Source organism: Pseudomonas sp. GV085, assembly GCF_003050925.1.
Lineage (GTDB): Bacteria > Pseudomonadota > Gammaproteobacteria > Pseudomonadales > Pseudomonadaceae > Aquipseudomonas.
In genome coordinates this window covers 16,093-40,600 of sequence record NZ_QAOV01000004.1, presented here as the reverse complement: position 1 = coordinate 40,600, position 24,508 = coordinate 16,093, and the positions used below count along the sequence as shown (strand labels likewise).

General features: G+C 59.1%; 27 protein-coding genes and 1 tRNA gene. 6 read left to right on the top strand and 22 right to left on the bottom strand.

Annotated features, from left to right (window positions below):
- Positions 1–7 precede the first annotated feature (7 nt).
- The 16 genes from hisS to trmJ all read right to left on the bottom strand — a co-directional run bounded on the left by hisS (position 8) and on the right by trmJ (position 13,362).
- On the bottom strand, positions 8–1,297 hold the full coding sequence (gene hisS / locus C8K63_RS09760; protein WP_108216522.1) for a histidine--tRNA ligase: 1,290 nt from the start codon (positions 1,295–1,297) through the stop codon (positions 8–10).
- Positions 1,298–1,335: 38 nt separating this feature from the next.
- The gene (gene ispG / locus C8K63_RS09755) at positions 1,336–2,445 is read right to left on the bottom strand and encodes a flavodoxin-dependent (E)-4-hydroxy-3-methylbut-2-enyl-diphosphate synthase (RefSeq protein WP_003185136.1); all 1,110 of its coding nucleotides are present in this window, start codon (positions 2,443–2,445) and stop codon (positions 1,336–1,338) included.
- A gap of 3 nt (positions 2,446–2,448) precedes the next feature.
- A complete protein-coding gene (locus tag C8K63_RS09750) occupies positions 2,449–3,483 on the bottom strand; it encodes a RodZ family helix-turn-helix domain-containing protein (protein WP_108216521.1) in 1,035 nt (344 codons plus the stop codon).
- Positions 3,483–4,241: a type IV pilus biogenesis/stability protein PilW gene (pilW, locus tag C8K63_RS09745; protein ID WP_108216520.1), complete on the bottom strand. Its 759-nt coding sequence runs from the start codon at positions 4,239–4,241 to the stop codon at positions 3,483–3,485. The genes C8K63_RS09750 and pilW overlap by 1 nt, the downstream gene beginning before the upstream one ends.
- Before the next feature lie 12 nt (positions 4,242–4,253).
- Positions 4,254–5,402 carry a 23S rRNA (adenine(2503)-C(2))-methyltransferase RlmN gene (rlmN, locus tag C8K63_RS09740; protein ID WP_108216519.1) on the bottom strand — a complete coding sequence of 383 codons (1,149 nt, stop codon included), beginning with the start codon at positions 5,400–5,402 and terminating at the stop codon, positions 4,254–4,256.
- 28 nt (positions 5,403–5,430) lie between these two features.
- Positions 5,431–5,856: a nucleoside-diphosphate kinase gene (ndk, locus tag C8K63_RS09735; RefSeq protein WP_108216518.1), complete on the bottom strand. Its 426-nt coding sequence runs from the start codon at positions 5,854–5,856 to the stop codon at positions 5,431–5,433.
- Positions 5,857–5,944: 88 nt separating this feature from the next.
- Positions 5,945–6,145, bottom strand: a complete 201-nt coding sequence (gene iscX, locus C8K63_RS09730; protein ID WP_108216517.1) for a Fe-S cluster assembly protein IscX — start codon at positions 6,143–6,145, stop codon at positions 5,945–5,947.
- A gap of 14 nt (positions 6,146–6,159) precedes the next feature.
- Positions 6,160–6,501, bottom strand: coding sequence for an ISC system 2Fe-2S type ferredoxin (gene fdx, locus C8K63_RS09725; protein ID WP_108216516.1), 342 nt, complete (start codon positions 6,499–6,501; stop codon positions 6,160–6,162).
- A 2-nt stretch (positions 6,502–6,503) separates the two neighbouring features.
- Entirely contained in the window at positions 6,504–8,366 is a 1,863-nt protein-coding gene (hscA, locus tag C8K63_RS09720; RefSeq protein ID WP_108216515.1) for a Fe-S protein assembly chaperone HscA, read from the bottom strand.
- 51 nt (positions 8,367–8,417) lie between these two features.
- Positions 8,418–8,939: a co-chaperone HscB gene (hscB, locus tag C8K63_RS09715; RefSeq protein ID WP_108216514.1), complete on the bottom strand. Its 522-nt coding sequence runs from the start codon at positions 8,937–8,939 to the stop codon at positions 8,418–8,420.
- 8 nt (positions 8,940–8,947) lie between these two features.
- A complete protein-coding gene (gene iscA / locus C8K63_RS09710; RefSeq protein ID WP_003227904.1) occupies positions 8,948–9,271 on the bottom strand; it encodes an iron-sulfur cluster assembly protein IscA in 324 nt (107 codons plus the stop codon).
- Between the two features lie 34 nt (positions 9,272–9,305).
- The gene (iscU, locus tag C8K63_RS09705; protein ID WP_007982746.1) at positions 9,306–9,692 is read right to left on the bottom strand and encodes a Fe-S cluster assembly scaffold IscU; all 387 of its coding nucleotides are present in this window, start codon (positions 9,690–9,692) and stop codon (positions 9,306–9,308) included.
- 101 nt (positions 9,693–9,793) lie between these two features.
- Positions 9,794–11,008: an IscS subfamily cysteine desulfurase gene (locus C8K63_RS09700; protein WP_108216513.1), complete on the bottom strand. Its 1,215-nt coding sequence runs from the start codon at positions 11,006–11,008 to the stop codon at positions 9,794–9,796.
- Positions 11,009–11,058: 50 nt separating this feature from the next.
- Positions 11,059–11,550 carry a Fe-S cluster assembly transcriptional regulator IscR gene (iscR, locus tag C8K63_RS09695; RefSeq protein ID WP_007974010.1) on the bottom strand — a complete coding sequence of 164 codons (492 nt, stop codon included), beginning with the start codon at positions 11,548–11,550 and terminating at the stop codon, positions 11,059–11,061.
- 262 nt (positions 11,551–11,812) lie between these two features.
- Positions 11,813–12,589 carry a serine O-acetyltransferase gene (gene cysE, locus C8K63_RS09690; protein WP_108216512.1) on the bottom strand — a complete coding sequence of 259 codons (777 nt, stop codon included), beginning with the start codon at positions 12,587–12,589 and terminating at the stop codon, positions 11,813–11,815.
- A 2-nt stretch (positions 12,590–12,591) separates the two neighbouring features.
- Positions 12,592–13,362 carry a tRNA (cytosine(32)/uridine(32)-2'-O)-methyltransferase TrmJ gene (trmJ, locus tag C8K63_RS09685; protein ID WP_108216511.1) on the bottom strand — a complete coding sequence of 257 codons (771 nt, stop codon included), beginning with the start codon at positions 13,360–13,362 and terminating at the stop codon, positions 12,592–12,594.
- Positions 13,363–13,508: 146 nt separating this feature from the next.
- Between trmJ and suhB the strand changes: the two genes are divergently transcribed.
- Together suhB and C8K63_RS30455 are read left to right on the top strand one after the other, a co-directional pair.
- Entirely contained in the window at positions 13,509–14,327 is an 819-nt protein-coding gene (gene suhB / locus C8K63_RS09680; RefSeq protein ID WP_008053258.1) for an inositol-phosphate phosphatase, read from the top strand.
- Between the two features lie 88 nt (positions 14,328–14,415).
- Positions 14,416–14,559: a hypothetical protein gene (locus C8K63_RS30455; protein WP_177413269.1), complete on the top strand. Its 144-nt coding sequence runs from the start codon at positions 14,416–14,418 to the stop codon at positions 14,557–14,559.
- Positions 14,560–14,574: 15 nt separating this feature from the next.
- Here C8K63_RS30455 and C8K63_RS09675 read toward each other — a convergent pair whose 3' ends face one another.
- The 6 genes from C8K63_RS09675 to queA all read right to left on the bottom strand — a co-directional run bounded on the left by C8K63_RS09675 (position 14,575) and on the right by queA (position 20,659).
- Entirely contained in the window at positions 14,575–15,123 is a 549-nt protein-coding gene (locus C8K63_RS09675; protein ID WP_108216510.1) for a glycine zipper 2TM domain-containing protein, read from the bottom strand.
- Between the two features lie 120 nt (positions 15,124–15,243).
- The gene (secF, locus tag C8K63_RS09670; protein WP_108216509.1) at positions 15,244–16,158 is read right to left on the bottom strand and encodes a protein translocase subunit SecF; all 915 of its coding nucleotides are present in this window, start codon (positions 16,156–16,158) and stop codon (positions 15,244–15,246) included.
- 9 nt (positions 16,159–16,167) lie between these two features.
- The gene (gene secD, locus C8K63_RS09665) at positions 16,168–18,036 is read right to left on the bottom strand and encodes a protein translocase subunit SecD (RefSeq protein ID WP_108216508.1); all 1,869 of its coding nucleotides are present in this window, start codon (positions 18,034–18,036) and stop codon (positions 16,168–16,170) included.
- A 64-nt stretch (positions 18,037–18,100) separates the two neighbouring features.
- Positions 18,101–18,436: a preprotein translocase subunit YajC gene (yajC, locus tag C8K63_RS09660; RefSeq protein WP_007982729.1), complete on the bottom strand. Its 336-nt coding sequence runs from the start codon at positions 18,434–18,436 to the stop codon at positions 18,101–18,103.
- A gap of 43 nt (positions 18,437–18,479) precedes the next feature.
- On the bottom strand, positions 18,480–19,595 hold the full coding sequence (gene tgt / locus C8K63_RS09655; protein WP_177413271.1) for a tRNA guanosine(34) transglycosylase Tgt: 1,116 nt from the start codon (positions 19,593–19,595) through the stop codon (positions 18,480–18,482).
- Between the two features lie 14 nt (positions 19,596–19,609).
- Positions 19,610–20,659, bottom strand: a complete 1,050-nt coding sequence (gene queA / locus C8K63_RS09650; RefSeq protein WP_108216506.1) for a tRNA preQ1(34) S-adenosylmethionine ribosyltransferase-isomerase QueA — start codon at positions 20,657–20,659, stop codon at positions 19,610–19,612.
- Between the two features lie 108 nt (positions 20,660–20,767).
- Here queA and C8K63_RS09645 point away from each other — a divergent pair.
- The 4 genes from C8K63_RS09645 (at position 20,768) to C8K63_RS09625 (ending at position 24,493) form a co-directional block, all read left to right on the top strand.
- A tRNA-Leu gene (locus C8K63_RS09645) sits at positions 20,768–20,852 on the top strand.
- A gap of 163 nt (positions 20,853–21,015) precedes the next feature.
- A complete protein-coding gene (locus tag C8K63_RS09640) occupies positions 21,016–22,335 on the top strand; it encodes an integrase arm-type DNA-binding domain-containing protein (RefSeq protein ID WP_108216505.1) in 1,320 nt (439 codons plus the stop codon).
- A gap of 906 nt (positions 22,336–23,241) precedes the next feature.
- Entirely contained in the window at positions 23,242–24,225 is a 984-nt protein-coding gene (locus tag C8K63_RS09630) for an integrase domain-containing protein (RefSeq protein ID WP_108216504.1), read from the top strand.
- Complete coding sequence (locus C8K63_RS09625; protein ID WP_108216503.1) at positions 24,218–24,493, top strand: hypothetical protein; 276 nt, start codon at positions 24,218–24,220, stop codon at positions 24,491–24,493. Before C8K63_RS09630 ends, C8K63_RS09625 begins: the two co-directional genes overlap by 8 nt.
- The last annotated feature ends 15 nt before the right edge of the window (positions 24,494–24,508 follow it).

Genomic DNA, 24,508 nt, shown 5'->3' with positions numbered 1-24,508 from the left:
GACAGCTTCAACCCTGCACGACGCAGGTGGCCAGGTGCGCGGCAAGCGCATCCCAGGCAATGCTTTGTTGTTCGCCCTGGCCTCGCAGGGGTTTGAAACCTACCACTTGCCGGTCCATTTCGTCGTCACCGAGGATCAGCGCATACAGCGCGCCGCTCTTGTCGGCTTTCTTGAACTGGCTTTTGAAACTGCCGGCACCGGCATTCACTTGCAGGCGCAGGTTGGGCAACTGATCACGTACGCGCTCCGCCAGGGTCAGGCCAGCCAGCTCGGCGGCTTCACCGAAGGCACAGAGGTAGACATCGACCTGACGAGAGATCTCCTGCGGGATCTGCTCCAGGGTTTCCAGCAGCAGCACCAGGCGTTCGATACCCATGGCAAAACCAACACCAGCGGTCGGCTTGCCGCCCATCTGCTCCACCAGGCCGTCGTAACGGCCACCGGCACATACGGTGCCCTGGGCGCCGAGCTTGTCAGTGACCCACTCGAAAACGGTCTTGCTGTAGTAATCCAGCCCGCGAACCAGCTTAGGGTTGATCACGTAAGGAATGCCGGCGGCGTCCAGGCGAGCCTTGAGGCCCTCGAAATGCACGCGGGACTCTTCGTCGAGGTAGTCGGCCATTTTCGGCGCATCGACCAATACCGCCTGGGTATCGGCGTTCTTGGTATCAAGAACCCGCAGCGGGTTGGTTTTCAGGCGACGCTGGCTGTCTTCGTCGAGCTTGTCCAGATGCCGGGACAGGAACTCGACCAGTGCCTCGCGATAACGGCCGCGGGATTCGCTGGTACCCAGGCTGTTGAGCTCGAGTTTTACCGCATCGCGAATACCCAGTTCACCCCACAGGCGCCAGGTCAGCACGATCAGCTCGGCGTCGATGTCCGGACCGTCGAGGTTGAACACTTCGACACCGATCTGGTGGAACTGGCGATAACGGCCTTTCTGCGGACGTTCGTGGCGGAACATCGGGCCGATGTACCAGAGTTTCTGAACCTGGCCACCACCGGTGATGCCGTGTTCCAGCACTGCGCGCACACAGGCCGCCGTGCCTTCAGGGCGCAGGGTCAGGGAGTCGCCGTTGCGGTCGTCGAAGGTGTACATCTCTTTTTCGACGATGTCGGTCACTTCACCGATGGAACGCTTGAACAGTTCGGTGAACTCGACGATCGGCATGCGGATCTGCTTGTAACCGTAGTTATCCAGCAGACGCGAAACGGTGCCTTCGAAATGACGCCACAGGGGAGTCTGTTCGGGCAGGATGTCATTCATGCCACGAATGGCTTGCAGAGACTTGCTCACTTAAATTCCTTAATTCGTTCGGCTCTTTTTAGCCAGGCTTAGCCGCGCGCAATAACGGCAGCGTCAGCTTCGACCTTTTCAGCCGCTTTCTGGCGGATCAAGCGTTCCAGCTCATCCACCAGATTGTCATTCGTCAGTTTCTGCGACGGCTTGCCGTCGATGTAAATCAGGTTCGGCGTACCGCCGGTCAAGCCGATATGGGCTTCCTTGGCTTCGCCCGGGCCGTTGACCACGCAACCGATGACCGCGACATCCAGCGGTACCAGCAAGTCTTCGAGGCGCCCTTCCAGCTCGTTCATGGTCTTGACCACATCGAAATTCTGCCGCGAGCAGCTCGGGCAGGCGATGAAGTTGATGCCACGGGACCGCAGGTGCAGCGATTTGAGAATGTCGTAGCCGACTTTCACTTCCTCGACCGGGTCGGCCGCCAACGAGATGCGGATAGTATCGCCAATCCCTTCGGCGAGCAGCATACCGAGGCCCACGGCGGATTTCACCGTGCCTGAACGCAAACCACCGGCTTCAGTGATGCCCAGGTGCAGCGGCTGGACGATTTCCTTGGCCAGCAGGCGGTAGGCTTCGACGGCCATGAACACGTCGGATGCTTTCACGCTGACCTTGAAATCCTGGAAGTTCAGGCGTTCAAGGTGCTCGACGTGACGCAAGGCAGACTCGACCAGTGCAGCCGGGGTCGGCTCGCCGTATTTCTTTTGCAGGTCCTTTTCCAGGGAACCGGCGTTCACGCCGATACGGATCGGGATCCCGCGGTCACGGGCGGCATCCACCACCGCACGCACGCGGTCTTCGCGGCCGATGTTGCCCGGGTTGATCCGCAGACAATCGACACCCAGTTCAGCTACGCGCAAAGCGATCCGGTAATCGAAGTGAATGTCGGCAACCAAGGGCACCTTGACCAGTTGCTTGATCTTGCCGAAGGCTTCGGCGGCGTCCATGTCCGGTACGGAGACCCGCACGATATCGACGCCGGCCGCTTCCAGACGATTGATTTGCGCGACAGTGGCCGCGACATCGTTGGTGTCGCTGTTGGTCATGCTCTGCACAGCGATAGGTGCATCGCCGCCAACAGGCACGTTACCGACCCAGATCTTGCGGGATTCGCGACGTTTGATTGGAGATTCGCCGTGCATGACTTATTGACCCAACTTCAGGCGAGCAGTCTCGCCACTGGTGAACGGAGCGACATCAACCGGCTGGCCGTTGTAGCTGACCTGAGCGCCGCGGGCAAAGCCCAGGCGCACGGTAAATGGTGGTTTACCATTGAATGCCAGGCTGGTGCCTTTGCGCTTGAGACCACTGAACAGTACCTTGCCGCTACCGTCGGTCACTTGTGTCCAGCAATCGGCGGTGAACTGCACTTGAACCTGGCCTTGACCGGCCACTGGCGCGGTTACCGCAGGAGCCTGCGCGCTCGGGGCTGCCGGAGCAGTCACGACCGGGGCCGAGACAGCAGGCACCGCCGGCGCTGGCGTTGCCGGCGTCACTGGCGCCGCGACAACTGGCGCCGGATTGTGAGCGGGTGCGGCTGGTGTTGCCGGCGCTGCAGGGACGGCCGGCGCAGTCGCCTGAGCATCCGCCGGCACTTGAGCTGCAGTGTCTGCCTGTGGCAGCACGAGGACGGTTCCGCCTTCGGTCTGACCTTCCACGACAGCCTGGTCTTCTGGCTCGTCCAGTGGATGAATCTGCGTAGTACCGTCGGCGCCTTCGACTTCAACGTGTTCCGGAACCAGCCCGATCAGGTCCTTGGTACGCATCGAGGTCTGATCCTGCCACCAGACGAAACCGCCACCGATCACCGCGATCAGCAACAGCAGGCTGACGATTCGCAGGATGGTGTGGGAGACCCGGACCGGTTCTTCGATACGACCCAGGCTGTGAACACTGCTGCCCTGGGAATCGGTACCGGTGGATTGGTCGAATTGCTGGACCAGTACGGCCTGGTCCATGCCGAGCAATTTGGCATAGGTACGAATATAACCACGGGCAAAAGTATGCCCGGGCAGCTTGTCGAAAGCGCCGGCTTCCAGATTGCTCAGGGAAGTGGTGGTGAGGTTGAGCTTGAGGGCCACTTCGGCCAGCGACCAGCCATTGCTTTCGCGGGCCTGGCGCAAAATCTCACCGGGGTTAACGCGATTCGCTGCTACAACTTCAGGATGCGCCGCTTTCATCATTGCTCCGACAGGTATTGCTGATATTCCGGCGTACCGGGATAGAGTCTTTTTAGTTGCAGGCCCTTACTTGCGGCCTTGTCGCGGTCTTCAAACACTTTTGCCAGCCGAATGCCGAGCAATAGACTACGTGCATTTTGTTCGGAGAGCTGGCTAAAACGGTCGTAATAGTCATGCGCGGGCACATAATGCCTGTCTTCGTAAGACAACTCAGCCATTTCCAGCAATGCGCGAGGTTGCTGACGGTTCAGGCGCAGGGCTTTTTCCAGTTGCTGGCGGGCCAGATCGCGCTGACCAAGCATCGCAGCGGTCATGCCGAGGTTTTCGAATACCCGTGAACGCTCAGGATACAGGGTATCGGCGGCGGCTTGCTCAAAGCGCTCGTAGGCTTCCTTGTAACGTTTCTGCTCGAACAAAAAACTGCCGTAGTTATTGAGGATTCGTGCATCGGCGGGACGGGAAGACAGTGCCTTGCGGAAATGTTCATCGGCAAGTTCCGGCTCCATCTCGGCCTGGAACACCAGCCCCAGCGCCGCGTTGGCATCAGGGTCGGAACTATCCAGCTCCAAGGCTTTTTTCAGCGGGACCTTGGCGCGCTCGGTCATCCCCTGCTGCAAATACCCGATACCCAACTGAACGTACGCCTCCCGCGCTTCATCACGGCCCTTGCTGGTCTTCATCGGGTTGTAGTCGCCCGAAAGCACGCAGCCAGCACACAGGCTGGCCAACAGCAAAAGCAGCGCAAAGCGCAGGGACATAGAGATCCTCTCTTAGTTGTTGTTCGCAGCGTTCGTCGCCAGATCGCTGTCGGCGTTCAACTCGCGCACGGCGATATAACGTTCGCTGCGACGGGTGCGATCCAGCACCTGCCCTACCAATTGACCACAGGCGGCGTCGATGTCTTCACCGCGGGTGGTGCGGACGGTGACGTTGAAACCGGCATGATGAAGCTGATCCTGGAAACGACGAATCGCGTTATTGCTCGGACGCTCGTACCCGGAATGCGGGAACGGGTTGAACGGGATCAGGTTGATCTTGCACGGGATGTTCTTCAGCAGCTCGATCATTTCCACCGCGTGCTCGACCTTGTCATTGATGTCTTTGAGCAAGGTGTACTCAATGGTCAGCACGCGCTTTTCGCCGAGGTTCGACATGTAGCGCTGGCACGACTCGAGCAGCATCTTAAGCGGATACTTCTTGTTGATCGGCACCAATTGGTTACGCAATGCGTCATTCGGTGCGTGCAGGGACAACGCCAGGGAGACGTCGATGTGCTTGGAGAGCTCATCGATCATCGGCACCACGCCGGAGGTCGACAGGGTCACACGGCGCTTGGAAATGCCGTAGCCCAGGTCGTCCATCATCAAATGCATGGCCGCGACGACGTTGTCGAAGTTCAGCAGCGGCTCACCCATGCCCATCATCACCACGTTGGTGATGGCACGGTCGACGGTTGCCGGGACGCTGCCAAAGGATTTGTTGGCAATCCACACCTGGCCGATGACTTCGGCGGCGGTGAGGTTGCTATTGAAGCCTTGCTTGCCGGTGGAGCAGAAACTGCAATCCAGGGCACAGCCTGCCTGGGACGAAACGCACAAGGTGCCGCGTTTGCCCTGGGGAATGTATACGGTCTCGACGCAACTGCCGGACGCCACGCGCACCACCCATTTACGGGTGCCGTCGCTGGAAATGTCCTCGCTGACCACTTCGGGACCACGGACCTCGGCAACAGCCTTGAGCTTTTCGCGCAAAACCTTGCTGACGTTCGTCATGGCATCGAAATCATCGACACCAAAGTGGTGAATCCATTTCATTACCTGACCGGCACGGAAACGCTTCTCCCCGATTGAGTCGAAGAATTTTTCCATTTCCAGCTGAGTCAGACCCAGCAGGTTAGTTTTTACAGTCGATGTAGTCATGGATTCACCTTCACTCTTAAGCCAATGCTTAGCGAGTGGTTACTTCAGTAGCTGCGAAGAAGTATGCGATTTCGCGAGCGGCAGCGGCTTCGGAGTCCGAACCGTGTACAGCGTTGGCGTCGATGGAGTCAGCGAAGTCAGCACGGATGGTGCCAGGAGCAGCTTCTTTAGGGTTGGTAGCGCCCATCAGCTCACGATTCAGAGCGATAGCGTTCTCGCCTTCCAGAACCTGAACGACAACCGGACCGGAGATCATGAAAGCAACCAGGTCGTTGAAGAAACCACGAGCGCTGTGCTCAGCGTAGAAGCCTTCAGCTTCGGCTTTGGACAGTTGCTTCAGTTTCGAAGCTACAACGCGCAGGCCAGCTTTTTCGAAACGAGTGGTGATCTCGCCGATCACGTTTTTTGCAACGGCGTCAGGCTTGATGATGGAGAAAGTACGTTGAACAGCCATGGTGTAACTCCAGAAACGGTAATTTACGAAAAATTAAACCCGCGAATTATACGCGGGTTCTCGGGTATTGCCTAACCTGCGGCGTGGCTCAGTCGCGTTCTTCGATCCAGTGGGCCTGAATGGCCTCCAGGATCTTCTCGCCACAATGCTCAGGCAGATCGTCGAAATCGGGCAATTCCATCACCCAATTACGCAGATCGACGAAGTTGACCGACACAGGGTCCACGTCGGGCTTGCTTTCAGCCAGCTGGATCGCGATCTCCAGCACATCAGTCCACTTGAGTTTCATGACAATTCCTTGAATCAGTGCGGCGCTTCGGCTGCATGGTTGACCGAGTACTTCGGAATTTCGACGGTCAGGTCTTCAGTCCCGACTTTCGCCTGACAGCCCAGACGCGACTGAGCCTCCAGCCCCCAGGCCCTGTCAAGATAGTCTTCCTCCAGCTCGTCAGCCTCTTCCAGCGAGTCGAAACCCTCGCGGATGATGCAGTGGCAGGTGGTGCAGGCGCAGACGCCGCCACAGGCACTTTCCATCTCGATATGGTGCTCATGGGCCAGCTCGAGAATGGAAATACCCGTCTCAGCCTCCACGACCATGCCTTCCGGGCAAAACTTTTCGTGTGGCAGAAAAATGACCTGCGGCATCGTTATTCCTCAATCTCATTCAGGTTGCGCCCCGCCAGTGCGGCTTTCACCGTCGAATCCAGGCGGCGGGCGGCAAAGGCATCGGTCACTTGCGACAGACGCTTGGTCTGCTGCTCGATGGCGTAACCATCGGTACCTTTCATCAATTCGCTCAGTTCCTGCATCTGCAACTCGATGACCATGCGCTCGTCGGCGTCGAGCAAACGCTCGCCATCCGCCTCCAGAGCCGCCTGTACCGCTTCGATCAGGCGCTGCGCATCGACCTGCTGCTCACGCAATACGCGGGCAACCTTGTCGTCGTTGGCGTGCTGGAACGAATCCTTGAGCATCTTGGCGATTTCGCCGTCGGTCAGGCCGTAGGACGGTTTGACCTGGATGCTGGCCTCGACGCCCGAACCCAGTTCGCGGGCGGAAACGCTGAGCAGACCGTCGGCATCGACCTGGAAGGTCACGCGAATCTTCGCCGCACCGGCCACCATCGCCGGAATCCCGCGCAGCTCGAAGCGTGCCAGGGAGCGACAGTCGCTGATCAGCTCGCGCTCGCCCTGCAACACGTGGATCGCCATGGCCGACTGGCCGTCTTTGTAAGTGGTGAAGTCCTGGGCGCGGGCGACGGGGATGGTGGTGTTGCGCGGAATCACCTTCTCCATCAGGCCGCCCATGGTTTCCAGCCCCAGGGACAACGGAATCACATCCAGCAGCAGCAATTCGCTGCCATCGCGCTTGTTACCGGCCAGGGTATCGGCCTGGATCGCAGCACCGATGGCCACCACTTGATCCGGATCGATTTCAGTCAGCGGCTGGCGACCGAAAGCTTCGGCGACGGCATCGCGAACGCGAGGAACGCGAGTCGAACCACCCACCATGACCACGGCATGCACGTCGTCCAGCTCGATACCGGAATCACGCACCGCACGACGGCAGGCTTTCAGGCTGCGAGCGACCATCGGCTCGATCAGCGCATTGAAGGCTTCACGGGTCAGCCCGGCCTTCCAGTCACCATAGGCAACTTCAACGACCGCTGCATTGGTCAGGGCTTCCTTGGCCGCACAGGCGATTTGCAGCAAGTTGCGCTGCGTACCCGGATCGAGGTCGGCGGACAGACCAGCGCTCTCGATGATCCAGCCAGCGATCGCGTGGTCGAAGTCATCGCCACCCAGGGCGCTGTCGCCGCCGGTGGCCAGGACTTCGAACACTCCGCCGGTCAGGCGCAGAATCGAAATGTCGAAGGTGCCGCCGCCCAGGTCGTAAATCGCGACCAGGCCTTCGGCGTGCTGGTCCAGACCGTAAGCCACCGCCGCCGCAGTCGGCTCATTGAGCAAACGCAGCACGTTCAATCCGGCCAGCTTGGCCGCATCCTTGGTGGCTTGACGCTGAGCATCATCGAAATAGGCCGGAACGGTAATCACCGCGCCAACCAATTCGCCACCCAAGGTCGCTTCAGCGCGCTGACGCAGGACCTTGAGGATATCGGCGGAGACTTCGACCGGGCTTTTCGGGCCCTGGATCGTGTCGATGAACGGCATGTGCGACTCGCCGTCGACAAAGCGGTACGGCAACTGATCGCCCAGTTGCTTGACGTCGGACAGACCACGACCCATCAAGCGCTTGACCGACAGCACAGTATTCAGGGGGTCGGTAGCGGCGGCCAGTTTGGCGGATTCGCCGACCTCGACGCGATCGGCGTGGTAGCGCACGGCAGACGGCAGGATGACCCGCCCTTCTGCGTCGGCAAGTGGCTCGGAAAGACCACTGCGCAATGCAGCGACCAGCGAATTGGTAGTGCCCAAGTCGATCCCCACAGCCAGACGACGCTGGTGCGGTTGAGGACTTTGGCCGGGTTCGGCGATCTGCAGTAGGGCCATCGTTATCAGGACTTATCTGTATATCAGGCGTGCGACCGGAGCGGCACTGGGTTAATCGTCGAGGCGCTCTTCTAACTGGCGCACTTCGTAGGTGAGCTTGTCGAGAAACTGCATGCGCCGCATCAGGCGCTCGGCCTGTTCACGTTGCGCTGCATCATTCCAGCAAGCCGCGAAGCTTTGGTTCAGTACATCCTGGGCAGCCTTCAGGCGACGCTTGAAGACGGCAACACCATTGAGGTCGGCGCTGTCCTGCAGGTCTTCGAGCTCTTCACGCAACTCCATCTGCTGCAGAAGGAACTCCGGATCATGCACCGTGACCTCCAGCGGCAGCTCGCCACCATTCAAGGCGAGCAGGTAACGCGCGCGCTTGGGTGGACTCTTGAGCGTCTGGTAGGCCTCGTTGAGGCTCGCGGAATGCTCCAGCGCCAACCGCTGCTCACGCTCGGAAGCATCAGCAAAGCGGTCCGGATGAACACTGCGCGCCAACTCACGGTAGCGCGTAGCCAGCTGATCGAGGTCCAGATCGAAACTCGGTTGCAGCTCGAATAAAGCGAAATGACAAGGAGTTCCCACGACAAGCCTCAGATGTTGAAGCTTTCGCCGCAGCCACATTCACCGCGTACGTTGGGGTTGTTGAACTTGAAGCCTTCGTTCAACCCTTCCTTGACGAAATCGAGCTCGGTGCCGTCCAGGTAGGCCAGGCTTTTCGGGTCGATAATCACTTTTTCACCGTGACTTTCGAACACTTGATCCTCTGCAACCACCTCGTCGACAAACTCCAGCACGTAGGCAAGACCGGAACAGCCTGTGGTGCGAACACCCAGACGAATCCCTTCACCTTTGCCGCGCCCGTCGAGGGAGCGCCGCACGTGTCGAGCAGCCGCTTCTGTCATGCTGATAGCCATCGGTGACTCCTTACTCGTCGCCAAAACTCGAAAATCAGATCAAGCCTTTCTTCTGCTTGTAATCGCGAACAGCCGCCTTGATGGCGTCTTCAGCGAGTACCGAGCAGTGGATTTTCACTGGCGGCAGGGCCAGTTCTTCAGCCAGCTGGGTGTTCTTGATGGTTTCCGCTTCGTCCAGGGTCTTGCCCTTCATCCACTCGGTGGCGAGGGAGCTGGAAGCGATGGCCGAACCGCAGCCGTAGGTCTTGAACTTGGCATCTTCGATGATGCCGGCGTCGTTGACCTTGATCTGCAGGCGCATGACGTCGCCGCAAGCCGGCGCGCCGACCATGCCGGTGCCGACATCAGGATCTTCCGCGTCCATCTTGCCGACGTTACGCGGGTTTTCGTAGTGGTCGATGACCTTTTCGCTGTAAGACATGATTCTCAATCCTCACTCATCAGGGCCGCTCTTGAAGCCCTGCAGTTACGCTGCGTCTATCGCCGCGTTGCTACAGGACCTGTATCCGGCGGCTTCTATAGTTAGTGTGCCGCCCACTCGATCTTCGAGATATCGACGCCGTCTTTGTACATATCCCACAGCGGCGACAGGGCGCGCAGCTTGATAACGGCCTCGCAGACTTTCTGCGCGGCGTAGTCGATTTCTTCTTCGGTGGTGAAACGGCCGAAGGTGAAACGGATCGAGCTGTGTGCCAGTTCGTCGTTGCGGCCCAGGGCACGCAGTACGTACGAAGGCTCAAGGGACGCCGAGGTGCAGGCCGAACCGGACGAAACCGCCAGGTCCTTGAGCGCCATGATCAGCGACTCGCCTTCAACGTAGTTGAAGCTCAGGTTCAGGTTGTGCGGAACGCGGGCGGTCATGCTGCCGTTGACGTACAGCTCTTCCAGGTGCTCGACCTGCTTGTAGAAACGGTCGCTCAACGCCTTGATGCGCGCGTTCTCGGCAGCCATGTCTTCCTTGGCTACGCGGAAAGCTTCGCCCATGCCGACGATCTGGTGGGTCGCCAGGGTGCCGGAACGCATGCCGCGCTCGTGGCCGCCACCGTGCATGGTCGCCTCGATACGTACGCGCGGCTTGCGGCTTACGTACAGGGCGCCGATGCCTTTAGGACCATAGGTCTTGTGGGCGGAGAAGGACATCAGGTCGACTTTCAGCTTCGAAAGGTCGATGTCGACCTTGCCGGTGGACTGAGCGGCGTCGACATGGAACAGGATGCCCCTGGAACGGGTCAGTTCGCCGATCGCTGCGATGTCGTTGATGGTGCCGATTTCGTTGTTCACGTGCATGACCGACACCAGGATCGTGTCGTCGCGCAGTTCGGCTTCGACCATCTCCGGGGTCACCAGGCCATCGGTGCGAGGCTCGATGTAGGTCACTTCGAAACCTTCACGCTCCAGTTGGCGCATGGTGTCGAGGACAGCCTTGTGCTCGATCTTGGTGGTGATCAGGTGTTTGCCCTTGGTGGCATAGAAATGCGCCGCACCCTTGATTGCCAGGTTGTCGGACTCGGTGGCACCGGAGGTCCAGACGATTTCACGCGGGTCGGCGTTGACCAGATCAGCGACCTGACGACGGGCGTTTTCGACGGACTCTTCGGCTTTCCAGCCGAACACGTGGGAACGGGACGCCGGGTTACCGAAGTTTCCGTCGACCAGCAGGCATTCACTCATTTTTTGCGCGACACGCGGATCAACCGGGGTGGTCGCAGAGTAATCAAGGTAAATCGGCAATTTCATGGACTATCTCCTAAATCAGGCTGGCTGGCGTGCCGCTAGCTCTTCGGCTGTCATTCGACGGCGGACGCTTCAATCTTGTCCAGGCGTGGCACCTTGCTGTTGCAACGGCGCTGGTCCTGACGCTGGGCTACTTCTTGCACCTCACGGCGAGTCACAAGATCAGCCAAGCTGATACCGCTCAAAAATTCGTGAATCTGCAGGCTCAGATCGCACCACAAGTGGTGAGTCAGGCAGGTGTCGCCTTGATGGCAATCGCCCTGGCCCTGGCACTTGGTGGCATCGACCGATTCGTTTACCGCATCGATCACCTGGGCGACCTGGATGCCCTGCATGTCGCGGGACAGCTGGTAGCCGCCGCCTGGGCCACGCACACTGGACACCAGATTGCTGCGACGCAGCTTGGCGAAAAGCTGTTCGAGGTAAGACAGGGAGATGCCTTGGCGCTCGGAGATATCGGCCAGGGACACGGGCCCGTGCTGCGCGTGCAACGCCAGGTCAAGCATGGCGGTCACGGCGTATCGGCCTTTTGTAGTCAGTCGCATGGACAATTACCACGGAGTTCGGAATGAGGCGAGTATGCAATTCCCGAGTAATTAAGTCAACTATAAGACCTAGTGCTTTAGTCGGGTTTAGTGGCAAAAGAGCGGCGGAATCATAGCAGGGTCTGCGGCTTAATGGCACACCGGTCAGCGCTCTGCCATTACCTGATTACGACCTGTGTAGGAGCTGCCGAAGGCCGCGATCTTTTGATCTTGCTCTTTTAAAGATCAAAAGATCGCGGCCTTCGGCAGCTCCTACGGGACATCAGCCGGCTTTACTTTCGTCTTTGTCCTTCACACAAGCGAAGTCTTCTTCGCGCAGCTCAGGCAGATCTTTCGCACAGTAATTACTGCCCAGATCCTTCAAGGCTCCGCACATCCCCTCCAGACGCCCATCGACCGCCTGCAGATGATCGAGCAACTGGTTAATGGCACGTGCCACCGGGTCCGGCATGTCTTCAGTCACGCCATAGGCATCAAAACCGATCTTCTCGGCCATGGCCTTGCGCTTGGCGTCCTGCTCTTCGTCGGGCTTGACGATGATCCGCCCCGGAATCCCCACCACAGTGGCGCCCGGCGGCACCTCTTTGGTCACCACGGCATTGGAACCGACCTTCGCACCCGCACCGACAGTGAACGGGCCGAGCACCTTGGCGCCGGCACCGACAACGACACCATCACCCAGCGTCGGGTGGCGCTTGCCTTTATTCCAGCTGGTACCACCGAGGGTCACGCCCTGATAAATGGTCACGTCATCGCCGATTTCCGCCGTTTCACCGATGACAATGCCCATGCCATGGTCAATGAAGAAACGACGACCGACCTTGGCCCCCGGATGAATCTCGATCCCGGTCAACCAGCGACCGAAGTTCGACACCAGCCGCGCCAGCCATTTCAGGTCCGCGCGCCACAGCATCGCCGACAAACGGTGAATCCAGATGGCATGCATGCCGGGGTAGCAAGTCAGGACTTCAAAAGCGTTACGCGCCGCCGGGTCTCGGTGGAATACGCTCTGGATATCTTCACGCAAACGCTCGAACATCATTAATCCTTCCGCTTAAGGAGCTCACCACGGGCCGCTTTCTGGGTTTCCGTGAGGATGCCACGCAAAATATTCATTTCCGCCCGGCTGACCGAGCTGCGTCCGTACAACCGGCGCAGGCGCGCCATCAAGTGCCGTGGCTTTTCCGGATCGAGGAATTCGATGGCCACCAGGGTCTGCTCCAGGTGCTCATAGAATCGCTCCAGCTCATCCATGGTCGCAAGCTCAGCGCTTTTGACCGAGGCCACTTCCTCCTTCTCGACCTTGCTCGGCTGACCTTGCGCGGCCAGCCAGGACATACGCACTTCATAACCCAACACCTGCACCGCCGCCCCCAGGTTCAGCGAGCTGAACTCAGGGTCCGATGGAATGTGCACGTGATAATGACATCGCTGCAGTTCTTCATTGGTCAGGCCGGAGTCTTCACGACCGAACACCAGAGCGATTTGGGCACCCTGCCCGGCTTCCTCGACCACTTTCGCTCCGCATTCGCGGGGGTCGAGCAGCGGCCAGGGAATCCGTCGGTCGCGGGCACTGGTACCCAGCACCAGATTGCAGCCGACCAAGGCATCTTCCAAGGTGGCGACGACTTGCGCATTTTCAAGGATGTCGCCGGCACCGGAAGCACGGGCATCGGCCTCGTGGTGCGGGAACAGCCGCGGTTCGACCAGCACCAGCCGCGACAGGCCCATGTTCTTCATGGCACGCGCAGCCCCGCCGATATTGCCCGGATGGCTGGTATTGACCAGGACGACACGAATGTTTTGCAGCAAGGGAGGCGCTCTCGAACACAATAATCGGGAGCCGAATCTTACAGCTGTAGCAACCGTTAAGCCATGAAAGCGAACGTCGTCCTTCTCCTGTAGAAACTTTCTGATAGAATGCCCGGCTTTCTTTAACAACCTTAGGTGACACATCCATGCAGCCCATGCTGAATATCGCGCTGCGCGCCGCCCGCAGCGCCAGTGAATTGATCTTCCGCTCCATCGAGCGCCTGGATACCATCAAGGTCGACGAAAAAGACGCCAAGGATTACGTATCCGAGGTGGATCGCGCCGCCGAACAGAAAATCATCGACGCCCTGCGCAAGGCCTACCCGAATCACTCGATCCTGGGTGAAGAGACCGGCATGCACGCCGGCACCGGCATCGAAGGCGAAGAGTACCTGTGGATCATCGATCCGCTGGACGGCACCACCAACTTCCTGCGCGGCATTCCTCATTTCGCTGTCAGCATCGCCTGCAAATACCGCGGTCGTCTTGAGCACGCTGTTGTCCTGGACCCGGTTCGCCAGGAAGAATTCACCGCCAGCCGTGGTCGCGGCGCTCAACTGAACGGTCGTCGCCTGCGCGTCAGCGGCCGCACCAGCCTGGACGGCGCCCTGCTGGGTACCGGCTTCCCGTTCCGTGACGACCAGATGGACAACCTCGACAACTACCTGGGCATGTTCCGCGCCCTGGTTGGCCAGACCGCCGGCATCCGCCGCGCAGGTTCGGCGAGCCTGGACCTGGCCTACGTGGCCGCCGGCCGTTTCGACGCCTTCTGGGAGTCGGGCCTGTCCGAGTGGGACATGGCTGCTGGTGCCCTGCTGATCCAGGAAGCTGGCGGCCTGGTGAGCGACTTCACCGGCGGTCACGACTTCCTTGAGAAAGGCCACGTCGTTGCCGGCAACACCAAATGCTTCAAGGCAGTTTTGACGGCGATCCAGCCGCACCTGCCAGCCTCGCTGAAGCGCTAAGCTTCCAGCGACAGAGAAAGCACCCTTCGGGGTGCTTTTTTATGCCCGCAATTCGATCCGAAATACTGTAGGAGCGAGCTCGCTCGCGATGGTCGTCAACGATAACGCGGGCATTCTGGATGAACGCGGTGCCTTTGGGTTCTTCGCGAGCAAGCTCGCTCCTACAGGGATTGGTGGCGGTGCAGAAATGGCAGGCACAAAAAAAAGCACCCCGCAGGGTGCTTCTTTTTAATCCGGCATCAGCAGATCACTGAGCCGCCTGATTCTCCGACAAGATCAGCTTGCCTTCCTTATCCACCGGAATCTGGTTGCCTGGATCACGATCCATGCGCACCTTGCCCTCCTTGCCATCCAGCGAATACTGCACGTCGTAACCTACAACCTTGTCACTGATGTCGTTAACGGTGTTACAGCGGGTCTGGGTGGTGGTGTAGGTATCACGCTCTTGCATGCCTTCCTGCACCTTGTTGCCGGCATAACCACCACCGACAGCGCCCGCGACCGTGGCGATCTTCTTGCCGGTACCACCACCAACCTGGTTACCCAGCAGACCACCTGCCAATGCACCGACCACCGTACCGGCGATCTGATGTTGATCTTTCACCGGCGCCTGCCGGGTGACCGTTACATCCTTGCACACTTCACGTGGAGTCTTGATTTGTGTCTTGACCGGCTCAACGGCGAGTACTTGTGCGTACTCCGGGCCGCTTTTAACCAGGCTGTAGGTGGCCACAGCACCCCCGGCAGTTACACCGACAGCACCCAGTACAGCACCAACCAGCATCGACTTGTTCACATGAACCTCCTGGACCATCACATGCGGAACGTGTCCGCGCTTCTCCCAGCCTTGGAGCACAAAAAAAGGCGCGAGTTCAACTCGCGCCTTTTTGGATGACACCGCTCAAGGAATGCTCCCTCAAGGACGGTCGTCGACTTCCTTCTCGGTATTGGCCGGAGGAATCAGGTCTTCAGTGCTCAGGTTCAGCCAGATCAGCACCACGTTCGCGATGTAGATCGACGAGTAAGTACCCGCCAGAACACCGATGAACAGGGCAATGGAGAAACCGAACAGGTTGTCGCCACCGAAGAACAGCAGGGCCGCGATCGCCAGCAAGGTGGAGATCGAAGTCGCCATGGTCCGCAGCAGGGTTTGCGTGGTCGAGATGTTGATGTTCTCGATCAGGCTGGCCTTGCGCAGTACACGGAAGTTCTCGCGAACCCGGTCGAATACCACGATGGTGTCGTTGAGCGAGTAACCGATGATCGCCAGTACCGCCGCCAGTACCGTCAGGTCGAAGGTGATCTGGAAGAACGACAGGATACCGACAGTCACGATCACGTCGTGGATCAAGGATACGATCGCACCGACCGCAAACTTCCACTGAAAGCGGAACGCCAGGTAGATCAGGATACCGCCCAGCGCCATCAGCATGCCGAGGCCGCCCTGGTCGCGCAGCTCTTCACCCACCTGCGGGCCGACGAACTCGACTCGCTTGACCGTCGCCGGGTTTTCGCCACCCACCTTCTGCAAGGCTTCGGCGACCTGGTGACCCAGTTGCGGGTCTTCGCCAGGCATGCGCACCAGCAAATCGGTGGTCGCACCGAAGTTCTGCACGATGGCTTCGTGATAACCCGCGGTCACCAGCTGCTCACGCACCTTGGTGACATCGGCTGGACGCTCGTAGGTCAGCTCGATGAGCGTACCGCCGGTGAAGTCCAGGCCCCAGTTCATGCCCTTATGGAAGACACTGAATATTGCCAGTGCAGTAAGGAACAATGTGACGCCGAACGCAAAGTTGCGAACGCCCATGAAGTTGATTGTACGTAACATGGCAGCCCCTTAAATCCACAACTTCTTGAAGTCACGACCGCCGAAGATCAGGTTGACCATCGCGCGGGTCACCATGATGGCCGTGAACATCGAGGTAAAGATCCCGAGGGACATGGTCACTGCGAAGCCCTTGACCGGGCCGGTGCCCATGGCAAAGAGGATGCCGCCGACCAGCAAGGTGGTCAGGTTGGCGTCGAGAATCGCGGTGAATGCCCGGCCGAAGCCTTCGTTGATTGCGCGCTGCACGGTCATGCCGGCGGCGATCTCTTCACGGATCCGCGAGAAGATCAGCACGTTGGCGTCGACCGCCATACCCATGGTCAACACGATACCGGCGATACCCGGCAGGGTCAGCGTTGCACCCAGCAGCGACATCAGGGCCAGCAGCATCACCATGTTCACCGCCAGAGCGACGGTGGCGATCAGGCCGAAGAAGCGGTAGATGGCCATGATGAACAGCGAGACGAACAGCATGCCCCACAGCGATGCATCGATACCCTTGGTGATGTTGTCGGCACCCAGGCTTGGGCCGATGGTGCGTTCTTCAGCGAAGTACATCGGTGCAGCCAGACCACCGGCACGCAGCAGCAGCGCCAGTTCGGACGATTCGCCCTGACCGTTCAGGCCGGTAATGCGGAACTGCGCACCCAGCGGCGACTGAATGGTCGCCAGGCTGATGATCTTCTTCTCTTCCTTGAAAGTCTGAACCGGTACGTCTTTCTCGACGCCGTTGACCATCTGCTTGGTGTAAGTGGTGATCGGACGTTGCTCGATGAAGATCACCGCCATGCTGCGACCGACGTTCGAACGGGTCGCACGGTTCATCAACTCGCCGCCGTGACCATCCAGACGGATGTTCACTTCCGGTGTGCCATGCTCGCCGAAGCCAGCCTTGGCGTCGGTCACCTGGTCACCGGTGATGATCAGGCCACGCTCGATCAGCGCAGGAGGACGCTTGCCCTCACGGAACTCGAATTCCTCGGAAGTGGCTTTCGAAGCACCCGGCTCAGCAGCCAGACGGAACTCCAGGTTGGCCGTCTTGCCGAGGATACGCTTGGCTTCGGCGGTGTCCTGCACGCCCGGCAGCTCAACCACGATGCGGTTGGCGCCCTGGCGCTGAACGATCGGTTCGGCAACACCCAGCTCGTTGACGCGGTTACGCACCGTGGTCAAGTTCTGCTTGATGGAGTATTCACGGATTTCCGCCAGCTTGGCCGGGGTCATCGCCAGACGCAGCACCGGTTGACCATTGAGGTCGGCCGGAACAATGTCGAAATCGTTGAAGTTCTTGCGGATGATCGAACGAGCCTGTTCGCGGCTGTCTTCATCAGCGAAGCCCAGCTGGATGGCACCGCCCAGTTGCGGCAGGCTGCGATAGCGCAGCTTCTCTTTACGCAGCAGGCTCTTGACGTCGCCTTCGTAGACTTTCAGGCGTGCATCGAGGGCTTTTTCCATGTCCACTTCCAGCAGGAAGTGCACACCACCGGACAAGTCCAGACCCAGCTTCATCGGGTGCGCAGCGAGGTTGCGCAGCCATTGCGGGGTGGTTTGTGCCAGGTTCAATGCAACGACGTAGTCATCACCCAATGCCTTGCGCACGACGTCCTTGGCCGGCAGCTGGTCTTCAGCCTTGGTCAGGCGAATCAGCCCGCCCTTGCCGCCGGCAGCCAGCGTGGCAGCCTTGACGTTGATCCCGGATTCCTTGAGCGCAGCGCTCACACGGTCCAGATCAGCCTGATTGACCTGCAGCGCCGTGCTGGCACCGCTGACCTGAATGGCCGGGTCATCAGGATAAAGATTGGGAGCGGAATAAATCAGACCGACCGCCAGCACCGCCAGGATCAGAATGTATTTCCACAGAGGATATTTGTTCAGCATCACGCCGCCCGTTTATGACGCGGGGCGCCTTGCGCGCCCCGTCGATTGAAGATGAAGTTGAAACTTAGATCGCTTTGAGCGTGCCTTTTGGCAGCGTGGCGGCAATGGCGCCTTTCTGGAATTTCATTTCGACGGTGTCGGAAACTTCCAGAACGACGAAATCGTCGGCCACTTTAGTGATCTTGCCGGCGATGCCGCCGGTGGTCACAACTTCGTCGCCCTTCTGCAGGCTGCTCAGCAGGTTTTTCTGCTCTTTGGCGCGCTTGGCCTGTGGACGCCAGATCATCAGGTAGAAGATGACCAGGAAACCGACCAGGAAAATCCACTCGAAACCGCCACCCATTGGGCCCGCAGCAGGTGCAGCGGCGTCAGCCATGGCATTAGAGATAAAAAAGCTCATTTAGCACTCCAGTTGCAAATGTTGAATCTTGGGGTCAGAAAACTCAGTCCAAAGGCGGCACGGGAAGCCCGCGTTTGGCGTAGAAGGCATCGACAAAGGCGGCCAATGTACCCTGTTGAATAGCCTCGCGCAAACCAGCCATAAGCACTTGATAATGGCGCAAGTTATGGATGGTATTGAGCATGCTTCCCAGCATTTCGCCGCACTTGTCCAGGTGATGCAGATAAGCGCGGGAGAAGTTCTGGCAGGTATAGCAATCGCAGGTCGGATCGAGCGGCGAATCATCATGGCGATGGAACGCGTTACGGATCTTCAGCACGCCGGTATCGATGAACAGATGCCCGTTGCGGGCATTACGGGTTGGCATCACGCAATCGAACATGTCCACACCGCGGCGCACACCCTCAACCAAGTCTTCCGGTTTGCCAACGCCCATAAGGTAACGAGGTTTGTCAGCCGGCATCATGCCCGGCAGATAATCCAGCACCTTGATCATTTCGTGCTTGGGCTCGCCCACCGACAGGCCGCCGATGGCCAGGCCGTCGAAGCCGATCTTGTCGAGGCCTTCCAGGGAGCGCATGCGCAGGTCCTGGTGCATGCCGCCCTGAACGATGCCGAACAGCGCCGCCGTGTTGTCGCCATGGGCTTCTTTCGAACGCTTGGCCCAACGCAGGGACAATTCCATCGATACGCGGGCAACGTCTTCGTCGGCCGGGTACGGGGTGCATTCGTCGAAAATCATCACGATGTCGGAGCCCAGGTCACGCTGGACCTGCATCGACTCTTCCGGACCCATGAACACCTTGGCGCCATCGACCGGGGAAGCGAAGGTCACACCCTCCTCCTTGATCTTGCGCATGGCGCCCAGGCTGAACACCTGGAATCCGCCGGAGTCGGTCAGGATCGGGCCTTTCCACTGCATGAAATCGTGCAGGTCGCCGTGCTTCTTGATCACTTCCGTGCCTGGGCGCAGCCACAGGTGGAAAGTGTTGCCCAGAATGATTTCAGCGCCAGTCGCCTCGATATCCCGTGGCAGCATGCCCTTGACCGTGCCGTAGGTGCCCACCGGCATGAAGGCCGGGGTCTCGACGGTACCGCGCGGGAAGGTCAAACGACCGCGACGAGCCTTGCCGTCAGTAGCAAGTAACTCAAACGACATACGACTGGTGCGACTCATTCTGTTTCCTCAGGGCCACGTGGTGCGGGGTTACGGGTGATAAACATCGCATCACCGTAGCTGAAAAAGCGGTATCCGTTGTCGACGGCGGCCTTGTAGGCAGCCATGGTTTCGGGATAACCGGCGAACGCCGAAACCAGCATCAACAGCGTGGATTCGGGCAAATGGAAGTTGGTGACCAGGGCATCGACCACATGAAACGGCCGGCCCGGGTAGATAAAGATGTCGGTATCGCCACTGAACGGCTTGAGCACGCCATCGCGCGCGGCGCTTTCCAGGGAACGCACGCTGGTGGTCCCCACGGCCACCACCCGACCACCGCGAGCGCGACAGGCGGCAACGGCATCGACCACGTCCTGGCCGACTTCCAGCCATTCGCTGTGCATGTGGTGGTCTTCGATCTTCTCCACGCGCACCGGCTGGAAAGTGCCAGCGCCGACGTGCAAGGTCACGAACGCAGTCTCGACGCCCTTGGCGGCAATCGCCTCCATCAACACCTGATCGAAATGCAGCCCCGCCGTCGGCGCCGCCACCGCGCCCAAACGCTCGGCGTAGACGGTCTGGTAACGCTCGCGGTCGGCGCCCTCATCCGGACGGTCTATATAAGGAGGCAACGGCATGTGCCCGACGCGGTCGAGCAGCGGCAACACCTCCTCGGCGAACTTAAGCTCGAACAACGCATCGTGACGCGCCAGCATCTCGGCCTCGCCACCGCCGTCGATGAGGATCTTCGACCCAGGCTTGGGCGACTTGCTGGAACGCACATGGGCCAACACGCGATGACTGTCGAGCACCCGCTCCACCAGGATTTCCAGCTTGCCGCCGGAAGCCTTCTGGCCAAACAGCCGCGCCGGAATCACCCGGGTATTGTTGAACACCATCAAATCGCCGGGGCGCAAATGCTCCAGCAAATCAGTGAATTGACGGTGTGCCAGGGCGCCGCTGACCCCATCCAGGGTCAACAGGCGACTATTGCGCCGCTCGGCCAGCGGATGGCGGGCGATCAGCGAATCAGGGAGCTCGAAGGTAAAGTCAGCAACGCGCATGATGGGGTGTCGTCTAGCAGGGCCGGGAAGTCTAGCGGAAATATCAAAAATTCTCCATGTACCTGATTGACCAGCGGTTATCTCATCTCTATACTTCGCCGCCATTGAGCCCTGATGGCGGAATTGGTAGACGCGGCGGATTCAAAATCCGTTTTCGAAAGGAGTGGGAGTTCGAGTCTCCCTCGGGGCACCATTTGCAGTACATAGACGACTACCAGCGTCTACGCAACACCCCTAGAGCCCGCTAATTGCGGGCTTTTTGGTCTCTGGGGTTCCACCCCCGCCCCTTGCAAGCCAGCCTCTTTTTGGTACATTTTCTGTACAGATTCCAGTTCGAGAACCGGAGGTGTACAGCCATGCCCCTCACTGCCTTGCAAGTCAAAGCGTCCAAGCCTGCCGACAAGCAATACACGCTGAGTGATAGTTCGGGTCTTGCCCTTCTAGTCCAGCCGAACGGCCACAAGTACTGGCATTTCCGCTATTCGTATCATGGTCGCCCGGCACGCATGTCATTGGGCGTCTACCCGAGCATCTCCTTGCAGGAAGCTCGCGAACGAGCTGCCGAATGCCGCAAGCTGCTCAAGGAAGGGACCAATCCTGGAGCCAAACGCCGAGATGACAAGCAGCAGCAACGGGAGGCTGGACTCAACACCTTCAGGCGAGCTACGGAGTACTGGTATCAGTTCAAGGCCGACTCCGGCCGCAGCCATGCGACGCTAAAGAAGATTCGCGACTACCTCGACAAGGATCTGCTACCGGCACTCGGCGAGATGCAGCTGGAGCACATTACTCGCGCCGACTGCGCGAAGTTGCAGGCCAGCATCGAAAAGCGCGGGGCGTTCAATGTGGCAGACAAGGCTCGGACCTGGCTCAAGCAGATTTTCAGTCAGGCGATTGCGCGGGGGTTGTGCGAACACAATCCGGCTTCAGAACTTCATGCCATCGCGTTAGCGCCACCTTCCCCTGAGCACTATCCGCATTTGCGTGAAAGCGAGCTGCCGGAATTTCTTCAGGCGCTGAGCAAGACCACCAGCCGGTTGCCGTCGAGGATTGCTTCGTGGATGGCAATACTGACGGCGAGCCGACCCGGCATGGTTCGGTATGCGACGTGGGATGAAATCGATTTTGAAGAAGGGACGTGGACCATACCGGCTGAACGTATGAAGATGCGCCGGGACTATGTCAGTCCCCTACCCCATCAACTGATCGCGATGCTGATCAAGCTGCACCAATGCACTGGACGCAGCAGCTACCTGTTTCCGGGTAGTGGTGAGAAACGGCCCGTCATCAGCGAGAACACGATCAATCTGGTGTTTGCCAAGATTGGCTATAAAGGGCGGATGGTGAGCCATGGCGTTCGCCACACCGCGAGCACGCTGCTGCGCGAACATGGGTGGCTGAAGGATCATGTTGAAAGTCAACTGGCGCATGTCGAGGGTGGCATTGCTGGGGAGTACAACCAGGCGCTGTACCTGACGCAACGGCGGATCATGATGCAGTGGTATGCCGATTATCTCGATGCGCTCAGGGTCGGGATTACGGCGAGCCTGCGGGATCAGTTTGATACGCGGGTTAATCAGTTTCTGTCGCGTAAGTCTTCGGAGCTTCTCGGGGTCAACGCGGTCGGTGGCGGCATCAGCGCCTTGGAAGATGAGCGTGGCGCATTCCAGCGCTAACACGTCAGTGAAATCTCCACAGCTTTGCCTTCCACGCGGGCCCTTCCAAGCAGGGCTGCAAAGCCGCCCTGCTTGGAAGGGCCTCACTTGAAAAATCTAAAAGTCAGCGTAACCGTCTTCTAGAAACCACGGATTTCCATAGACGGCTTACGCCATTCGCAGCCGCAGAATTCTCGAAAAATCGAGCCTTGACCCTGTCTATCGGCGAGTGTAGAAAAGATCGTGCTAGTGCTGTCGTTGACAGCAACCCAGGTAGCCAGAACCTTCAGGGCTACGCCACACCGTGGTGGTTCTCCCCTAAGTGCGATTAGCGTCCGGCGGCTCGCACAGTCACAGCGATGTGATGGATGCCTACTTCTCAGCTTTGCCTACTGCGGCAAAACCCACCCTACCCGGCTGCCCTGCAGCAACCTATCCGCTTGGCCATTCCACTGCGCCAACCTGCGTCCGTCTCTTACTTCCTGGAAGAGACGGACGCGCCTACCGCTGCTGCAGCCCAACTCGTACAAGGCTTTGCGGCATCTCCCCTCGTGACAATCGGCGTGACAAACACCGAAGTCACCAGCAACAGCGATGCAGATGATGGTGCCGCAGCCCACGGAATGGACTGCACCTGACTGACAGTCAGGCATGCCCCGGTCATCGCCTCACTGCCTTCACCCGACTCAGGATCTCGCGGCACTGGCCTCGTCAGCCAGCGCAGCCTCCACCCGCCCACTTCCTCGGAAGTGTTCAGGAGGCCAGATCATGAGATGCCCAAGCTCTTGGCCGTAAGGAGCCGACAGTCCCGCGTGAGTGGACAACCCTCACAGGTCGCAGGGGCCTTGATCCCTGATAGCACTCAACATCCATGGCGGGGTGACGTGGGGATGGTTTTAAAGGTTTGGCTTCGACAGGAGTTTGATCATGGCATTGGTAGGTAGACGGGATGGGCGCAATTTTGGATGGGGTCGGCAACTGAGCTATGCCGGGCCGCAGGCATTGCGCGATATGTTTGGCGGCGGGCATTACGGCACGGTCAAGGCACACAGTGATCGCTGGCAGGCGTTTGTGCGCTGGTGTCGGTCGGAGGATGGGCCAGGGTTTAACGATGCACGAAGAATTGATCGGCAGACCTTGCTGGACTACGCCGGGCATCTGCGGCAGCAAGTCGAACAAGGCGCTATCGGCATCGCCACCGCGCAAAATCGGTTGTCCAGTGTGAACAGAACCATGGCGGCGCTTCGCGGTGATCAGTATGTGAAAGTGCCGAGCCCGAGCAAGGCGTTGGGAATGCATCGCACCAGTGTTCGTCGCTCGGTGCCGCAAGGCCAAGACCGCGAACACGTGAAGCGGATCGTCGAAGTGCTCTGCGAACACCAAATGCCGCGCGCCGCGGCCATCGCGCAGCTGGCACGAGCCACCGGTATGCGCTTGCGCGAGGCCATTCTGGCCGACCTTCCACGCCTAAAACGTGAGGCCGAACACTACGGCAAGATCAACATCCAGGAGGGCACCAAAGGTGGTCGCTCAGGTGCGTCGGCACCTCGCTGGATTACGGTGGATGATCATATTCGTGACGCACTGAAGTTTGCCGAACGGGTCTCGCCTGACGATAGCCGCAACCTGCTTGCACCGGATGAACGCTACCTCGATTTCCAACGGGGAGTCGTTCGTCCCGCACGGGTCATCCTCCATCAGCACAAGCTCAAAGGCTTCCACGAGTTACGAGCCGCTTATGCGTGCGAGCGCTACGAGCACATCACTGGCCATCTCGCCCCCATCAATGGTGGCCGTTGCTATCACCTCGACCGACATCTCGATCGAAAGGCACGCTTACAAATCAGCTATGAGCTGGGACACGGTCGAATCGACGTGGTATCGGCGTACATCGGTGGTCGGTATGAATAAACTATTCGATATGGAGATCTTCTTGGCTGGAATACTGACTGGAGCACATACCTCACGCGAACGTCACATCCGCCAGGCCAAGGCTATTCAAACAGCCATTTCTGAACGCTGGAGCCGAGATAATCCATGGACATGGCAAAGAAAGCATCTCGCTTGGTTTTTGAACCACCACATGAACTCAAACTCAAAATCGACGCGCTACTACTACCTGCTGACCACAAGCCTGATCACTCTGCGCCTAGGAAAATCCTGGAATTTTCAACGTTAGCCGAATGCCAGCAAC

Coding starts and splice junctions, on each gene's coding strand:
- ispG (WP_003185136.1), bottom strand. CDS start 2,445: ATGCACGGCGAATCTCCAATCAAACGTCGCGAATCCCGCAAGATCTGG.
- C8K63_RS09640 (WP_108216505.1), top strand. CDS start 21,016: ATGCCCCTCACTGCCTTGCAAGTCAAAGCGTCCAAGCCTGCCGACAAG.
- C8K63_RS30455 (WP_177413269.1), top strand. CDS start 14,416: ATGGTCGTCAACGATAACGCGGGCATTCTGGATGAACGCGGTGCCTTT.
- cysE (WP_108216512.1), bottom strand. CDS start 12,589: ATGTTCGAGCGTTTGCGTGAAGATATCCAGAGCGTATTCCACCGAGAC.
- iscA (WP_003227904.1), bottom strand. CDS start 9,271: ATGGCTATCAGCATGACAGAAGCGGCTGCTCGACACGTGCGGCGCTCC.
- secF (WP_108216509.1), bottom strand. CDS start 16,158: ATGTTACGTACAATCAACTTCATGGGCGTTCGCAACTTTGCGTTCGGC.
- tgt (WP_177413271.1), bottom strand. CDS start 19,595: ATGTCGTTTGAGTTACTTGCTACTGACGGCAAGGCTCGTCGCGGTCGT.
- C8K63_RS09625 (WP_108216503.1), top strand. CDS start 24,218: ATGAATAAACTATTCGATATGGAGATCTTCTTGGCTGGAATACTGACT.
- ndk (WP_108216518.1), bottom strand. CDS start 5,856: ATGGCTGTTCAACGTACTTTCTCCATCATCAAGCCTGACGCCGTTGCA.
- C8K63_RS09750 (WP_108216521.1), bottom strand. CDS start 3,483: ATGAAAGCGGCGCATCCTGAAGTTGTAGCAGCGAATCGCGTTAACCCC.
- iscX (WP_108216517.1), bottom strand. CDS start 6,145: ATGAAACTCAAGTGGACTGATGTGCTGGAGATCGCGATCCAGCTGGCT.
- yajC (WP_007982729.1), bottom strand. CDS start 18,436: ATGAGCTTTTTTATCTCTAATGCCATGGCTGACGCCGCTGCACCTGCT.
- suhB (WP_008053258.1), top strand. CDS start 13,509: ATGCAGCCCATGCTGAATATCGCGCTGCGCGCCGCCCGCAGCGCCAGT.
- iscR (WP_007974010.1), bottom strand. CDS start 11,550: ATGCGACTGACTACAAAAGGCCGATACGCCGTGACCGCCATGCTTGAC.
- fdx (WP_108216516.1), bottom strand. CDS start 6,501: ATGCCGCAGGTCATTTTTCTGCCACACGAAAAGTTTTGCCCGGAAGGC.
- hscA (WP_108216515.1), bottom strand. CDS start 8,366: ATGGCCCTACTGCAGATCGCCGAACCCGGCCAAAGTCCTCAACCGCAC.
- C8K63_RS09630 (WP_108216504.1), top strand. CDS start 23,242: ATGGCATTGGTAGGTAGACGGGATGGGCGCAATTTTGGATGGGGTCGG.
- secD (WP_108216508.1), bottom strand. CDS start 18,036: ATGCTGAACAAATATCCTCTGTGGAAATACATTCTGATCCTGGCGGTG.
- iscU (WP_007982746.1), bottom strand. CDS start 9,692: ATGTCTTACAGCGAAAAGGTCATCGACCACTACGAAAACCCGCGTAAC.
- pilW (WP_108216520.1), bottom strand. CDS start 4,241: ATGTCCCTGCGCTTTGCGCTGCTTTTGCTGTTGGCCAGCCTGTGTGCT.
- queA (WP_108216506.1), bottom strand. CDS start 20,659: ATGCGCGTTGCTGACTTTACCTTCGAGCTCCCTGATTCGCTGATCGCC.
- rlmN (WP_108216519.1), bottom strand. CDS start 5,402: ATGACTACATCGACTGTAAAAACTAACCTGCTGGGTCTGACTCAGCTG.
- C8K63_RS09700 (WP_108216513.1), bottom strand. CDS start 11,008: ATGAAATTGCCGATTTACCTTGATTACTCTGCGACCACCCCGGTTGAT.